This is a genomic window from Lentzea sp. NPDC036955, from assembly GCF_055608005.1.
In genome coordinates this window covers 611,120-626,374 of the sequence record NZ_JBVJRC010000007.1, presented here as the reverse complement: position 1 = coordinate 626,374, position 15,255 = coordinate 611,120, and the positions used below count along the sequence as shown (strand labels likewise).

12 protein-coding genes are annotated in these 15,255 nt (G+C 71.4%); 6 read left to right on the top strand and 6 right to left on the bottom strand.

Translation table 11 applies throughout. The features are described 5' to 3' along the window. A partial coding sequence (locus ACZ7CF_RS26715) for an alpha-amylase family glycosyl hydrolase (protein WP_470370843.1) occupies positions 1-359 on the bottom strand: 359 nt, incomplete at its 3' end. 48 nt (positions 360-407) lie between these two features. Then, positions 408-2,384 carry an alpha-1,4-glucan--maltose-1-phosphate maltosyltransferase gene (locus tag ACZ7CF_RS26710; protein ID WP_470370842.1) on the bottom strand — a complete coding sequence of 659 codons (1,977 nt, stop codon included), beginning with the start codon at positions 2,382-2,384 and terminating at the stop codon, positions 408-410. 238 nt (positions 2,385-2,622) lie between these two features. Here ACZ7CF_RS26710 and ACZ7CF_RS26705 point away from each other — a divergent pair, with 238 nt between their 5' ends. From ACZ7CF_RS26705 to ACZ7CF_RS26695, 3 genes are all read left to right on the top strand, one after another. After that, positions 2,623-4,263 (top strand): serine/threonine-protein kinase, encoded by a 1,641-nt coding sequence (locus ACZ7CF_RS26705; protein ID WP_470370841.1) that lies wholly within the window; start codon positions 2,623-2,625, stop codon positions 4,261-4,263. 64 nt (positions 4,264-4,327) lie between these two features. After that, complete coding sequence (glgP, locus tag ACZ7CF_RS26700; protein ID WP_360391430.1) at positions 4,328-6,925, top strand: alpha-glucan family phosphorylase; 2,598 nt, start codon at positions 4,328-4,330, stop codon at positions 6,923-6,925. Between the two features lie 300 nt (positions 6,926-7,225). Next, entirely contained in the window at positions 7,226-7,771 is a 546-nt protein-coding gene (locus tag ACZ7CF_RS26695; protein ID WP_470370840.1) for a hypothetical protein, read from the top strand. A 61-nt stretch (positions 7,772-7,832) separates the two neighbouring features. On the opposite strand, the gene ACZ7CF_RS26690 is transcribed toward ACZ7CF_RS26695, so the two are convergent. The 4 genes from ACZ7CF_RS26690 to glgX all read right to left on the bottom strand — a co-directional run bounded on the left by ACZ7CF_RS26690 (position 7,833) and on the right by glgX (position 12,399). After that, on the bottom strand, positions 7,833-8,954 hold the full coding sequence (locus tag ACZ7CF_RS26690; RefSeq protein ID WP_360391425.1) for a hypothetical protein: 1,122 nt from the start codon (positions 8,952-8,954) through the stop codon (positions 7,833-7,835). Between the two features lie 134 nt (positions 8,955-9,088). Beyond that, the gene (locus tag ACZ7CF_RS26685) at positions 9,089-9,478 is read right to left on the bottom strand and encodes a rhodanese-like domain-containing protein (RefSeq protein WP_458430531.1); all 390 of its coding nucleotides are present in this window, start codon (positions 9,476-9,478) and stop codon (positions 9,089-9,091) included. Then, positions 9,475-10,053: a cysteine dioxygenase gene (locus tag ACZ7CF_RS26680; protein ID WP_360391420.1), complete on the bottom strand. Its 579-nt coding sequence runs from the start codon at positions 10,051-10,053 to the stop codon at positions 9,475-9,477. The genes ACZ7CF_RS26685 and ACZ7CF_RS26680 overlap by 4 nt, the downstream gene beginning before the upstream one ends. A 231-nt stretch (positions 10,054-10,284) precedes the next feature. Further along, on the bottom strand, positions 10,285-12,399 hold the full coding sequence (gene glgX, locus ACZ7CF_RS26675) for a glycogen debranching protein GlgX (protein ID WP_470370839.1): 2,115 nt from the start codon (positions 12,397-12,399) through the stop codon (positions 10,285-10,287). An 89-nt stretch (positions 12,400-12,488) separates the two neighbouring features. Between glgX and ACZ7CF_RS26670 the strand changes: the two genes are divergently transcribed. From ACZ7CF_RS26670 to ACZ7CF_RS26660, 3 genes are all read left to right on the top strand, one after another. Continuing rightward, positions 12,489-13,331, top strand: coding sequence for an ABC transporter ATP-binding protein (locus ACZ7CF_RS26670; RefSeq protein ID WP_470370838.1), 843 nt, complete (start codon positions 12,489-12,491; stop codon positions 13,329-13,331). Between the two features lie 197 nt (positions 13,332-13,528). Further along, positions 13,529-14,308 carry an enoyl-CoA hydratase/isomerase family protein gene (locus tag ACZ7CF_RS26665; RefSeq protein WP_360391414.1) on the top strand — a complete coding sequence of 260 codons (780 nt, stop codon included), beginning with the start codon at positions 13,529-13,531 and terminating at the stop codon, positions 14,306-14,308. After that, complete coding sequence (locus ACZ7CF_RS26660; RefSeq protein ID WP_470370837.1) at positions 14,298-15,254, top strand: class I SAM-dependent methyltransferase; 957 nt, start codon at positions 14,298-14,300, stop codon at positions 15,252-15,254. Before ACZ7CF_RS26665 ends, ACZ7CF_RS26660 begins: the two co-directional genes overlap by 11 nt. Position 15,255 lies beyond the last annotated feature (1 nt).

The window sequence follows — 15,255 nt, the reverse complement described above, 5'->3', positions numbered from 1 at the left end:
CCGAACTCCGGCAGCACCGCACGGAAGTCGCTGATGTCGTACCCGCCGTCACGCAACGGCGAGGCGTAGAACGGCGGCAACCACAGGCAGTCGACGCCCAGCCACTCCAGGTAGTCGAGCCGCGACGCGAGCCCGCGGAGGTCACCGGTCCCGTCGCCGTTGGAGTCGCTGAACGCCCGGACCAGGACCTCGTAGAAGACGGCGCCCTTGTACCAGTCCGGGTTCGGCTTCGCCTGCCGTGCGGACTTGAAGTCCTCGGCCTGCGGCTCGACCAGGAAACCGGCGTCGTCGATGGCTTCTCCGGTGTGCGGTGTTCCTTCCAGCCCGAGTGCAGCGTCGGGACGCGGGTCGTCGACCATGATGCCCACCTCGTCGGGGGTTGTGCGGTGGAGCGGCTTGCGCGCGCTCTAGGAAAAACGTCGTTGGAGGCTCACGACGTGCGCGGTCGCACGCCACGGCTCGAGGCGGACGTAGTTCGCCTGTCCCCAGTCCCAGGTCTCGCCCGTGACCTCGTCGTGCGCGATCACCCGCTCGTGCCAGTCGAACCCGAGGTCGGGCAGGTCGAGGTACAGCGTCCCCTCCTGCGCGTTGTTCGGGTCGAGGCTCACGACCACCACGACGGTGTCACCGGTCCCGGGGTCGCGCTTGCTGAACGCGACCAGGGCGTCGTTGTCCAGCTCTTGGAACTTCAACGTGCGCATCTGCTGCAGCGCGGGGTGCGCCTTGCGGATGTGGTTCAGCTTGCGCAACCACGGTTCGAGAGAACGCCCGTCCGCCAGTGCACGGGCGTAGTCGCGTGGCCGCAGCTGGTACTTCTCGGAGTTGAGGTACTCCTCGCTGCCGGGCTTGACCGCCTCGTGCTCGAACAGCTCGTAGCCGCTGTACACGCCCCACGTGGGGGAGAGCGTCGCCGCCAGTGCCGCACGCAGGCCGAACATGCCGGGGCCGCCGTGCTGCAGCGACTCGTGCAGGATGTCCGGCGTGTTGACGAAGAGGTTCGGCCGCGCCTCGTCCCAGTGGGCGCGGAGGTCCTCGCCGAACTCGATCAGCTCCTGCTTGCTCGTCCGCCACGTGAAGTAGGTGTAGGACTGCGTGAAGCCGAGCTTGGCCAGCCCGTAGAGGCGGGCGGGCCGGGTGAAGGCCTCGGACAGGAACAGCGTGTCCGGGTAGACCTCCTTGACCTTCCAGATCAGCCACTGCCAGAAGTCCGGCGGCTTGGTGTGCGGGTTGTCGACCCGGAAGATCCGCACCCCGTGCTCTGCCCAGTACAGGACCACGCGCAGCACCTCGTGGTAGAGGCCCTGCGGGTCGAGGTCGAAGTTGATCGGGTAGATGTCCTGGTACTTCTTCGGCGGGTTCTCCGCGTACGCGATCGTGCCGTCGGGCCTGGTCGTGAACCACTCCGGGTGCTTGAGCACCCACGGGTGGTCCGGCGCGCACTGCAGCGCGAAGTCCAGCGCCACCTCCAAGCCGAGCTCGTGCGCGCGTGCGACCAGCGCGTCGAAGTCCTCGATGGTGCCCAGCTGCGGGTGGATCGCGTCGTGACCGCCCTCGTCGGCACCGATCGCCCAGGGCGAGCCGGTGTCCTCGGGACCCGCGACGAGCGTGTTGTTGGGGCCCTTCCGGTTCACCCGGCCGATCGGGTGGATCGGCGGGAAGTAGACGACGTCGAAGCCCATGGCCGCGACCCGGTCGAGCTCCTTGGTCGCCGTGGCGAACGTGCCGTGCACCGCCTGGCCGGTCTCGTCGATCCCGCCGGTGCTGCGTGGGAAGAACTCGTACCAGGAGCCGTACGCGGCCTTCTTCCGGTCGCACCAGACCTTGTGCGGCTTGCCCTTGGTGATCAGCTCGCGCACCGGGTGCTCGAACATCACCTTCTGCACGTCACCGGCCAGCGCCGGGGCCACCCGTTCGGCCAGCGGCCGTTCGTCGTCGCGCAGCGCCGCGGCCGCGTTCATGAGGAGTGCTCGGTCCTGCCTCCGATCGGGGCGCCTTGCCACCCGATCGAGCAGGAGAGCGCCGATTTCGAGGTCGTTCGCGAGTTCGCCGGCCCCCTGGCCGGCGGCGATCTTCACCTCGACGGTGTGGTTCCAGGTGCCCCAGGGGTCACTCCACGCATCGACCCGGAAGGTCCACGCGCCCTCGGCGTCGGGAACGATGGTCGCTCCCCACCGGTCGAGCCCGGTTCCCACCTCGTGCATGCGGGTCTGACGAGCGACTCGGTCGTTCGGTCCCCTCCACGTCACTGTGGCCGCGAGCTTGTCGTGCCCCTCGCGCCAGACTGTCGCCTGGACCGGAATGTGTTCTCCCACAACGGCTTTGGCTGGATACCTACCAGCCGACACCACCGGGGATACGTCGTCGATACCGAGCCGTCCACTCATCGGCAGCGCCCTTCCGCCGTGGATCTCCGCGATGCCTGCGAATCTTGCCTTGTTCGGTCAAACGCCCTGTCAGCGGGTTACCCCAAGTAGATCCGTACCCCGCTGCCGCCGATCGCACACCTCGAACACGGACCGTGTCCGAGGTCTCCCGGCCGGCCTCCGGCGCCTCGAACCTCTCCAGTGGACCGTTCTCGTGATACCCACCGGGTCACCGGGGTGTTACGGGTACCGTGCCCGCGTGAACAAGGTTGGCGACCGGTACGTCCTGCTCGACCAGCTCGGTGCGGGTGCGATGGGCGTCGTGTGGCGTGCCCGCGACGAGCTGCTGCACCGCGACGTGGCCGTCAAGCAGCTGCTCCTCACCGAGGTGCAGCCGGACGAGTTCCACGAGGCCGTCCAGCGGGCCATGCGCGAGGGCCGCATCGCCGCCCGCCTGCAGCACCCGAACGCGATCGCCGTGTACGACGTCGTGGTCGAGGACGGCAAGCCCTGCCTGGTCATGGAGTACCTGCCGTCGCGCAACCTGTCGGCGCTGCTGAGCGAGCGCGGCACCATGCCCGTGCAGGAGGCGGCCAGGATCGGCTCGCTGGCCGCCGGGGCGCTGGCCGCCGCGCACGAGGCCGGCATCGTGCACCGCGACATCAAGCCCGGCAACGTCCTCATTGGACGCGACGGCGCCGTCAAGATCACCGACTTCGGCATCTCCCGCGCCCTGGGCGACGTGGCCGTGACGAAGACCGGGATGCTCGCGGGCACGCCCGCCTACCTCGCGCCGGAGCTCGCCCGCGGCTCCGAGCCCGCGCCGCCGTCGGACGTGTTCTCGCTCGGCGCGACGATCTACGCGATGACCGAGGGCGAACCGCCGTTCGGCAAGAGCACGAACGACCTCGGCCTGCTCTACAAGGTCGCCCGCGGCGAGACCCGGCCGCCGATGCGCTCCGGCCCGCTCACGCCGCTGCTCACCCGCCTGCTCGCCAACGAGCCGCACCAGCGCCCGACCGCCGCGCAGGCCGCCGAGGCGCTCAGGGCCGTCGCCGCGGGCCAGCAGGTGCCGGCCACGACGTTCATCCCGCCCGGTGCGGGCACGCCGCCCGGTGGCACCGCCGTCCTGCCGCCCGGCACGCCTCCCGGCGGCACGCTGCGCCAGTCCGGCCCGCCGTCGCTGCCGCCGCGCCAGGGACCGGGCACCGGCACGTACGGGGCCGCGTCCCGGCCCCCCACGGCCCGCCAGGCCGTGCCCGCGGGCCCGCCCGGCCCGCCCACCCGGCCGCCCCGCGAGCCCGACCAGGAACCGGAGCCGAAGCGCAACCGCGGCCTCGCGGTGGCCGCCTCGGTGCTCGCCGTCCTGCTGGTCGCGGGCGTCGCCTACGCGATCATCCAGGGCACGGGCGACGACCAGCGGACGGCCGACCCCGGTCCCTCGACGTCGCAGGAGGTCGAGCCGACCAGGCCGACCGCCGGTGACGAGCCGACCACCACCCAGCCGCAGCCGACCCAGAAGCCGCCGGCGCCGACCTACACCACCGCGCCGACCACCACCGCGTCCAAGCCGAGCGGCCCGAAGTTCAGCAAGGCGCAGGTCACGCAGTTCGTGCAGCAGCACTACGGCAAGCTGCCCGGCAACACCGACGCCGCGATCAAGGACTTCACGAAGGAGAGCGCGCCGAGGGCAGCGGACTACCAGGACTACTGGAAGGCGTTCAGCAAGGTCGCGCTGCAGGGCACGCCGCTGGTCGAGGCGAACGACGACGGCTTCTCGGTGACGGTGACGCTCAAGCTCACCGAGGCCGAGGGGGACAAGACCAAGACCGAGGAGCACACCCTGACCGTCGCCGGTGACGGGGACAGGCCGCTGATCGCGAGCCGCGACCACCCGTAGTCCGCCGGGCGTGTGACCGGGAACGTTGTCAGTGCCGCGGGGGTGCCGGGTAAGTTGCCTCGTCATGCGAGCACTTCGCCGGTTCACCGTCCGCGCCAGTCTGCCGGAGCCCCTGTCCGCGCTGAGCACGCTCGCCACCAACCTGCGCTGGACGTGGCACCCGCCGACGCAGGAACTCTTCTCCTCGATCGACTCCCGGGTCTGGTCCGAGGTCGGTGGCGACCCGTTGCGCCTGCTGTCCGCTGTCGGCGCCGCCGACGCGGGACGGCTGGAGACACTTGCGAGAGATGAGCAGTTCCTCCTGAAGGTGCACGCGCTGGCGTCCGACCTCGACCGCTACGTCAACGGTCCGCGCTGGTACCAGCGCCGCCAGGACGAGATCGCCGGGCGCAGGGAGCACGGCGGCGGCACCGACACCCCGTTGCCCACCTCGGTCGCGTACTTCTCGATGGAGTTCGGCGTGCACGAGGCGCTGCCGAACTACTCGGGCGGTCTCGGCATCCTCGCCGGCGACCACCTGAAGGCGGCCTCCGACCTGGGCGTCCCGCTGATCGCGGTCGGCCTGCTGTACCGCTCCGGCTACTTCCGCCAGTCGCTGTCGCTCGACGGCTGGCAGCAGGAGCACTACCCGTCGCTCGACCCGCGCGGCCTGCCGCTGGAGCTGCTCACCGAGCCGTCCGGCCTGCCGCTGCTCGTGCACGTCGCCATGCCCGGTGACCGGGTGCTGCGCGCGAAGATCTGGAAGGCCCAGGTCGGCCGGGTGCCGCTGCTGCTGCTCGACTCCGACGTGGAGCAGAACGACGAGGACCTGCGCGGTGTCACCGACCGGCTCTACGGCGGCGACCAGAACCACCGCATCCGCCAGGAGATCCTGGCCGGCATCGGCGGGGTCCGCGCGGTCCGCACGTTCTGCGAGCTCACCGGGCACGCGCAGCCCGAGGTGTTCCACACGAACGAGGGCCACGCGGGCTTCCTCGGCCTGGAGCGGATCCGCGAGTACATCACCAACGACGGCCTCGACTTCGACCAGGCGCTGACCGCGGCGCGCGCCGGTGCCGTGTTCACCACGCACACCCCCGTGCCCGCGGGCATCGACCGCTTCCCGGTCGACCTGGTCCAGCACTACTTCGGGTCCGAGCAGCTCGTGCCCGGCGTGAACACCCAGCGCATCCTCGCGCTCGGCGCCGAGGACAACCCCGGCATGTTCAACATGGCGCACATGGGCCTGCGCCTGGCCCAGCGCGCCAACGGCGTGTCGAAACTGCACGGCGAGGTCAGCCGGGACATGTTCCGCGGCCTCTGGCCGAGCTTCGACGCCACCGAGGTGCCGATCGGTTCGGTCACGAACGGCGTGCACGGCCCGACCTGGGCGGCGGCGGAGATGAGCCGCCTGCTCGGCGCCTCCGAGGCGGACACGCAGACCAGCGGCATCGGTCTCGGCGCGTTCGAGCCGGTCACCGACGCGGGCCTGTGGGAGCTGCGCTCGACGCTGCGCGGCCGGCTCGTCGACGAGGTGCGCAGGCGGCTGCGCGAGTCGTGGCTGCAGCGCGGCGCCTCCGCCCTGGAGCTGGGCTGGACCGACGGCGTGTTCGACCCCGGTGTGCTCACCGTCGGGTTCGCCCGCCGCGTGCCGACCTACAAGCGCCTCACGCTGATGCTGCGCGACCCGGAGCGGCTGCGGTCGCTGCTGCTGCACCCCGAACGGCCCGTGCAGCTCGTGGTGGCGGGCAAGTCGCACCCGGCCGACGACGGCGGCAAGGCCCTGATCCAGCAGATCGTGCGCTACGCCGACGACGCGGGCGTGCGCCACCGGATCGTGTTCCTGCCCGACTACGACATGTCGATGGCCCGCTACCTGTACTGGGGCTGCGACGTGTGGCTGAACAACCCGATGCGCCCGCTGGAGGCGTGCGGCACGTCCGGCATGAAGGCCGCGCTGAACGGCGGGCTCAACCTGTCCATCCGCGACGGCTGGTGGGACGAGCTCTACGACGGCTCCAACGGCTGGGCCATCCCGACCGCGGACGGCGTCAACGACCCGATCCGGCGCGACGACCTGGAGGCCAACGCGCTCTACGAGCTGCTCGGCTCGCAGGTCGCGCCGCTGTTCTACGACCGCAACGAGGACGGCGTCCCGCTGCGGTGGATGTCGATGGTCCGGCACACGCTGGCCTCGCTCGGCCCGGTCGTGCAGGCCTCGCGCATGGTCCGCGAGTACGTGGAGACGTACTACGCGCCGGCCGCCGCGTCCGCCCAGAACGTCGTCGGTGAGGGCTTCCGCGGCGCGAAGGAGCTGTCGGCGTACCGGCACCGGCTGCGCGCCTCGTGGACGCGGGTGCGGGTGCTCGACAGCGACCTGGTGATCGCCGGGTCGTCGGTGCCGGTGCTCGGGTCGCCGGTCGTGGTGCGCGCCCGCGTCGAGCTGGCCGGCCTGGAACCGTCCGAAGTGGACGTCCAGGTGGTGCTCGGCAAGCTCACCCACGACTCGGACGAGCTGAAGGACGTCGTCACCGCGCCGATGAACTACGCGGGCAACGGCAACTACGAGGCCGAGGTGCCGCTGCCGCACGCCGGTGCGCTGGGCTACACCGTCCGCGTGCTGCCCCGGCACGGCCTGCTGGCCTCGCCCGCGGAGCTGGGACGCGTGGTCCTGGCCGGCTGACCGCTCAGCCCGATCGACGCAGGGCATCCAGCTCGCCTTCTTCCGGCGGGCTGGATGCCCTGATTTGTTCATTTTCACCGTGCCCGGTCACTGCTCGTGACCTGGTTCAGGCGCATCTCGCCCAGGCACGTCTCCCTCATCCGGATGACGCCCTTTTCCGGCGGGTGATTTCACGATCCCCGCTGGTAGGGGTCGGTGGACCGACTTACGCTCGATCGCATCGGACGAACCGCAGCCGAATTCCGACGGAACTTTCCGGCGCGGCCCCACCTGATTGCGCATTTGAGGAAGAAGGTAGCCGTGAAGAAGACGATTACCGCGCTCTCGCTCGCCGCAGCTCTGTTCGCCGCCTCCACGGTTCCGGCTGCCTCCGTCACGACCGCCGCGCCGGAACCGCCCGCCGCCTGCGCCGACCTCGTCTCCGACCTGGCGGCGAAGCTCAAGAAGGCCGTCGCCAGCCTCGTCCCGACCCCCGACGTGGCCGCGCTGACACCGCTGGTCGGTGACGTGCTCGCCGTCCTGACGGCGATGCAGGACGCGGGATGTCTGCCGGCACCACCGGTCAGCGCGCCGAGCGTGCCCGCGCCGGTCACCGCGAAGACCTACGAGGGACCCGCCGACCAGTGCGTGGCGGCCGTGCTGAACCTGATCTCGTCCGTCGCCGGTCTCGGCGGCACGGTGCTGGGTGCGGCCGCCGGAGCCCAGCCCGACGCCGCCCAGCTGACCGAGCTGCTGAAGGGCGTGCTGAAGGACGCCGAGGACCTGCTCGCGAAGTGCGGCCTGCCGAAGCCGTCCGGTGGCATGCCCGCGATGTCGGGCGCGCCGCTGCCGGTCGGGCAGGGCTGATCCGGCGCGGGGTGGGAAGGGCCCGTCACGGTGTCGGTGGCGGGCCCTTCCCACCGGTGGGTCAGCTGATCTCCAGCCGGGCGCGGGTCGCCGCGACCCGCGGGTACCAGCCGGCGAGCTCGTGCGCCTCGGCCACGAACGCACGCGCCTTCGCGTTGTCGCCGTCCGCCATCCACGCCCGCGCGACCGTGACCAGGTCGTCCGCCCGCCCCAGCGCCTGCTCGCTGTTCTCCGCGGCCCACGTCGCGAGCTTGCGCGCCTCCGCGTTCTGCCCCTCGATCAACGCGATCAGCGCCAGCGTCCCGTGGGCCCGGTGCTTCGGGTACCCCGCCTCGTAGGCGTTGACCAGCATGTTCTTCGCCGTCTCCAGCCCGATCTCGCGCGGGAACTGCCCGGACTCCACGGCCTGCGCCGCCACCCCCGCGGCCGTGGCCATGACGAACGCGAGCTCCCGCTGGGAGAGGTCCGAGCGCGAGCTCAACCCGACCACCGTCTGCAACGCGTCGAGGTACTTCTCCCGCGCGCACGCCGTGACGACCTTGAGCCCGACCACGGTCAGCAGGTGCGGGTACCGCGCGACCGCCTCCTCGTAGATCCGCTCCGCCGCCTCGACGTCACCGCGGTGGTAGGCGTCCATCCCCGCCCCCACCAGTGGGCGCGCCTCCATCTCGTCGAGCGGCCGCCCGCTGACCTTCGGCAACCGGAACACGAACCACCCCAGGCTCGTGTGCCCCGGCTTCTCGAGCGGCCACAGCTGCACCGCGAGCAGCGCCGTCGAGGCGAGCGCCATGCCCTTGCCGAACGCCCAGCCGGTGAGCAGCCACGTCACCGCAACGAACAGCGCGGTCACCACGATCGCGGTGACCCCTGCCAGCACGGTCCGGCGCCGCACCCCCGGCTTCACCCCGGTGAAGCTCAACGACGCGAGCAGCGGCACCGACCGCAGCACGACCCGGCGGTCGTTGCTCGTCCACGACCTCACCTCGCTGCCCACGCCGATCGTCACGTGGGTGAGCCGCAGTCCGAAGAGGACGGCGCCGAGCGCCAGCCCCGCCTGCACCACGCTCAGCTCCAGCAGCAACCCGGTCACCGCCCCCGCGAGCCCCAGGTACCAGGCCGACGGGTCCCACGCGATCGTGCCCGCCACGACCAGGGCCGCGAGGGCCCAGCGCACAACTGTCACGGTTCGCAGACGCTACTCGGCGGGCTCGCGGTTCCCGGCTCGGGCCGATGTGGGGGACCGGCCGGCCGTCGGCGCGCCTCGGAGCGCCGTTCCCGGACCACCGGCTTCGGCGCACCAGCCCCGGTTCCCCGGCCTCACGCCACCGCCTGCGTCCCGCCCTCCCGCACCGGCAGTCCCGCCGCCCGCCACGCCCGGTACCCGCCCACGAGGTCCGTCGCGTTCGGCAGCCCGATCCGTTGCAGGTCCCGCGCCGCCAGCGACGACGAGTAGCCCTCGTTGCAGACCACGACGACCGTGGTGTCGGCGGTGAACCCGGGCAGCCGCCAGTCGCCGGTCGGGTCGAGCCGCCACTCCAGCACGATCCGCTCGACCACCACGGAGTTCTCGATCTCGCCCTCGGCGAGCCGGTTGGGCAGCGGCCGGATGTCGACGACCAGCGCGTCCGGCAGGGCGTGCACCTCCTGCGGGGTGAGGCGGGTGAGGTGGGCGCGGGCGGCTTCGAGGTAGGCGTCGACGTTGCTCACGGGCCCTCCAGGTCGGCCAGCCGGCGCAGCTCGGACAGCGGCAGCCGTTGTGCGGGCAGGGGTGGGATCTGGTCGGGGATGTCGAGCAGCGACGCGTACTCGCGCGTGGGCACGAGGGGCGGTGAGTAGGCGTGCACGGTGGCCGCGGGGGTGTCGAAGGGGTTCGTCACCTGGTGGGCGCGGCCGGAGCCGAAGCCCAGCGCGTCGCCGGTCGTGCGCACGGCGGAGCGGACCGGGCCGGCCGGGTAGCGGTAGTCCTCGTGCAGCCGGCCGGTCAGCACGGTGAACGAGCCCGCGGACCCGCCGTGGTCGTGCGGTTCGGTGCCCTGGCCGGGCAACCACGACAGCAGCCACAGCTCGACGCCCTCGGTCAGGCCCAGACGCGCCCACCAGCGGCGTTCGGCCGAGTACTCCAGGACCTGGAGCAGGCCCGTGGTCAGCTCGCTCGCCACGAACGAGGTCAGGTCGCGCAGCTCGCGCGGGGTCCACAGCGACCGCGACGGGTGGATCACGTCACGCAGCAGCTGGGTGTCCAGGACGGGGTGCAGGTCGTACTCGGAAAGGGTGGAAGTCACCGGCTCGCTCCTGAAGGCCACGTCGGTACGGGGTAGCGATCAAGACGCGACGGCGGCCGTCGTTCAGCGCGCGCGTCGCGTCGAGCTACACCCGCACGACGCCACCAGGACGAGGTCGATCGTGCGGTCAGACCAGTAGTGGACCAGCACGACCGTGATGGTGCCACGATTGCCTCGAAGGCCGCCACAGCGTCCACGGGCTGGTCACCGGAACTGCCTCCGAGCTGCCGGTCAGCGCGGCAGCCGCAGCAACAGCAACGACCGCGCCTCCATCGTCAGCTTCGTGCGCGGCAGCAGCGCCGAGGTGTCCGCCGGCGAGCCGTCCGGGGTCGTCGTGTCCAGGAACGGCTCGTACGACGGCCCGTACCGCTCGTGCGGCAGCGTCACCGTGATCGCCTCCGCGCCCGAGTGCATCAGCAGCAGCCACGAGTCGTCCGACACCAGCTCGCCGTCGCGGGTGCGGGACAGGCAGTTCGAGCCGTCGACGAACATGCCGAGGGTGCGGCGGCTCTCGTCGAACCAGTCGGTCTCGGCCATCTCCTGGCCGTCCGGCCGGAACCACACCAGGTCCGGGTTGCCGCTCGGGGTCGTGCGGCCCTCGAAGAACTCCGGCTGCCGCAGCGCGGGCGAGGACGAGCGCAGGTCGATCAGCCGCTGCGTGAACCCCAGCAGCGCCTCACCCGCGTCCGTCCTGGTCCAGTCGACCCACGAGACGCGGTTGTCCAGGCAGTACGCGTTGTTGTTGCCGCCCTGGGTGCGCCACATCTCGTCGCCCGCCACCATCATCGGCGTGCCGGTGGACAGCAGCAGCGTGGCGAGCAGGTTGCGGGCCTGCTTCGCCCGGAGCGCGAGGACGTCCCGGTCGGTCGTCCCGCCCTCGGCGCCGCAGTTCCACGACCGGTTGTCGTTCGTGCCGTCCCGGTTCTCCTCGCCGTTCTCCTCGTTGTGCTTGTCGTTGTAGGACACCAGGTCCCGCAGCGTGAAACCGTCGTGGGCGGTGATGAAGTTGATCGACTGCCACGGGCGGCGCAGGTCGTCGGCGTAGAGGTCGGACGAGCCGGACAGGCGGTAGGCGAGGTCGCGCACCGACGTGTGCCCGCGCCAGAAGTCGCGCACGGTGTCGCGGTAGCGGCCGTTCCACTCCGCCCACTGCATGCCGAAGTCGCCCACCCGGTAGCCGTCGCCGGTCGCGTCCCACGGCTCGGCGATCAGCTTCGCGCGGCACAGCACCGGGTCCGTGGTGATCGCGGTCAGCAGGGCCGAGTCGCGGTCGAAGAACCCGCCGCCGGGACGGCCCATCGTCGAGGCGAGGTCGAACCGGAACCCGTCCACGCCCATCTCCTCCGCCCAGTACCGCAGCGAGTCGGTGACGAGGCGGACGACCTGCGGGGAACCGGCGTCGAGCGTGTTGCCGCAGCCGGTGATGTCGACCGTGCTGCCGCCGCCGGCGTGCAGGTAGTAGCCGGGCGCGTCGAACCCGCGGAACGACAGCGTCGGGCCGTCCGGGCCGCCCTCGCAGGTGTGGTTGTAGACGACGTCGATCAGCACCTCGATGTTCGCCGCGTGCAGCGCCGCGACCATCGTGCGGAACTCCTGCACCTCGTTGCCCGGCTCGCTCGCGTACGCCGGGTGCGGCGCGCAGTACGCCAGCGGCGAGTAGCCCCAGTAGTTGCGGGCCCCGCGGCTGATCAGCGAGGGCTCGTCCTGGAACGCCTGGACCGGCAGCAGTTCGACGGTCGTGACGCCCAGCCTGGTCAGGTGCTCGACCGCGGCCGGGTGCGCGAGGCCGAGGTAGGTGCCGCGCAGCCGCTCCGGGATGTCCGGGTGGCTCTTCGTGAAGCCCTTGACGTGCAGCTCGTAGATCACCGCCTCCTCGAACGGCACCTCGGGCTTGGTCCCGGTGTTCGCGCCGCCCGGCGAGCTGACGACGCTCAGCGGGACGCTGCCCAGCGAGTCCTCCGCCGACGGCGGGCCGTGCATGGGGTCGCCGACGTAGCCCAGCGCCCTGCCCAGGTCGGTGACCGCGCCGGTGATCTGCCGGGCGTACGGGTCGACCAGCAGCTTCGCCGGGTTGCAGCGCAGCCCCCTGCCGGTGTCGTAGGGGCCGTGCACCCGGTAGCCGTAGCGCTGGCCGGGTGTGACGCCGGGCACCAGGCCGTGCCAGACGCCGAACGTCCGCTCGGTCAGCTCGACCCGTTTCTCCGCGCCGTCCTCACCGATCAGGCAGACCTCCACCGCGTCGGCGACGTGCGAGGTCACCGCGAACCGGACACCGCCCGCCTCGGCGTGTGCCCCCAGCGGGAACGGTCGGCCTGCCAGCACCTCGGACTCCGGTCGCGTAGCCATGCCTCCGATCTTGGCATCCGCCACCGACAAAAAACTTGAGACTTCACACAGGCGGCGCAGCGGTCGTGCCCGGTGTGAGGTGCACCCCGATGAGTGGTCGGTCGGAGGCCGTTCGGAACAATGGGGGCGTGGCGGACGTCGACGTGACAGATCTGGTCGTGCACATGGCGGGCGTGTCGGTCCGCCGAGGCAAGAACACGCTGGTCGGCAACATCGACTGGAGCGTGGAGCTGGACGAGCGCTGGGTGGTGCTGGGCCCGAACGGCGCCGGCAAGACCACCCTGCTGAGGCTCTCCAGCGCCGACCTGCACCCGACCAAGGGCAAGGTCCACCTCCTGGGTGAACGCCTCGGCAAGACCGACGTGCAGGAGCTCAAGCCCAGGATCGGGCTGTGCTCGGCGGCGCTCGGCGGCCGCATCCCGCCGGACGAGTCGGTCGTCGACCTCGTCGTCTCCGCCGGCTACGCGGTCCTCGGCCGCTGGCGCGAGGAGTACGGCAAGCAGGACACCGACCGGGCCCGCGAGCTGCTCGGCACGCTCGGCATGGCACACCTCGCCGACCGCCTCTACGGCACGCTGAGCGAGGGCGAGCGCAAGCGCACGCTGATCGCCCGCGCGCTGATGACCGACCCCGAGATGCTGCTGCTCGACGAGCCCGCCGCGGGCCTCGACCTGGGCGGCCGCGAGGACCTCGTGGCGAAGCTCTCCGAGCTCGCGCTCGACCCGGACGCGCCCGCGATGGTGCTGGTCACGCACCACGTCGAGGAGATCCCGCCGGGCTTCACCCACGCCCTGCTGCTGCGCGAGGGCTCGATCGTGGCGCAGGGGCTGCTGGAGGACACCCTCACCGAGGAGAACCTCTCGAAGACGTTCGGCCAGGACCTGGAGCTGCAGAAGTCCGGGGACCGCTTCTTCGCCCGCAGGAAGAGCTAACGCCTACTGTGCTTGTCGGCCGCTGCTCCGCAGACGGCGGCGAGTTCGCCGGGAAGCCGGTCATCCGGCCGATCACCGGCACCGAATTGGGCTCCGCCGAATCCGGCACCGGCGGTCAGCCGGACGACCGGCGCGAACTCGCGACTACTGCCGGGTAACGTGACACCGCTGTCGCGACAACTGATGGAGGCGCCGTAGTGGCTGAGTTCGTGAGGCTCGAGGTCGAGGACGGGATCGGCACGATCCGTCTGGAGCGGCCGCCGATGAACGCCCTGAACCGGCAGGTGCAGACCGAGCTCCAGGCCGCCGCGAAGGAGGCCTCCGAGCGGTCAGACGTCTACGCGGTGATCGTCTACGGCGGCGAGAAGGTCTTCGCGGCCGGCGCGGACGTCAAGGAGTTCGCGAAGATCTCCCACGCCGAGATGACGCTGCGGGCCAAGGGCCTGTCCGACGCACTCGGCGCGCTGGCCACGGTGCCCAAGCCGACGGTCGCGGCCATCACCGGCTACGCGCTCGGCGGCGGGTTCGAGGTCGCGCTCGGCTGCGACCGGCGCATCGCGGGTGACAACGCCAAGCTCGGCCAGCCCGAGATCCTGCTCGGCCTGATCCCCGGCGGTGGCGGCACGCAGCGCCTCGCCCGGCTGATCGGCCCCGCGAAGACCAAGGACCTGCTCTACACCGGCCGGTTCGTCGGCGCCCAGGAGGCGCTGGAGATCGGCATGGTCGACGAGGTCGTCGCGCCCGACGACGTGTACGCGGCCGCCGTGCGGTGGGCCAAGCAGTTCGTCGGTGGCCCGGTGCTCGCGCTGGCCGCCACCAAGGCCGCCGTCGACGGCGGCCTCGACACGGACCTCGAGTCCGGTCTCAAGCTGGAGAGCCACCTCTTCGCGGCGCTGTTCGCGACCGAGGACAAGAAGGCCGGTGTGGAGTCGTTCATCGAGAACGGCCCCGGGAAGGCGAAGTTCAGTGGCAACTGACCCGGCACCCAACCCGCACGCGACCGAGGAACAGGTCGAGGCGGCCTACCAGGACACCAAGCTCGCCCAGGTGCTCTACCACGACTGGGAGGCGGGCACGTACGACGAGAAGTGGTCGATCTCCTACGACGAGCGCTGCATCACCTACGCGACCGAGCGCTTCCGCGCCGCCGCCGGTGACGCCGGACCGTACGGGCACGCGCTGGAGCTGGGCTGCGGCACCGGCTTCTTCCTGCTGAACCTCATGCAGGGCGGGGTGGTCGAGAAGGGTTCGGTCACCGACCTGTCGCCCGGCATGGTCGAGGTCGCGCTGCGCAACGCCGAGCACCTGGGCCTCGACGTCGACGGCCGGGTCGCCGACGCCGAGCGCATCCCGTACGACGACGACACGTTCGACCTCGTCGTCGGCCACGCGGTGCTGCACCACATCCCCGATGTGGAGGCGGCCATGCGCGAGGTGCTGCGGGTGCTCAAGCCCGGCGGCAAGTTCGTGTTCGCGGGCGACCCGACGAACATCGGCAACTTCTACGCCCGCAGGCTCGGCCAGGCGACGTGGTGGCTCACCACCACCATCACCAAGGCCGTGCCGGTGCTGAACGACTGGCGCCGCCCGCAGGAGGAGCTCGACGAGTCCTCCCGCGCCGCCGCGCTGGAAGCGGTCGTCGACCTGCACACGTTCGACCCCGACCAGCTGGAGGCCACGGCCCGGCGCGCCGGTGCCGTCGGTGTCCGCGCCGTCACCGACGAGCTGTCGGCGGCGTTGTTCGGCTGGCCGGTGCGCACGTTCGAGGCCGCGGTGCCGCGCGAGAAGCTCGGGTTCGGCTGGGCGATGTTCGCCTACCGCACCTGGCAGAACCTCTCCTGGCTCGACCAGAACGTGCTCTCGAAGGTGCTGCCGCGCGAGGTGTTCTACAACGTGTCGATCGCCGGCAGGAAGTCGCAGTAGG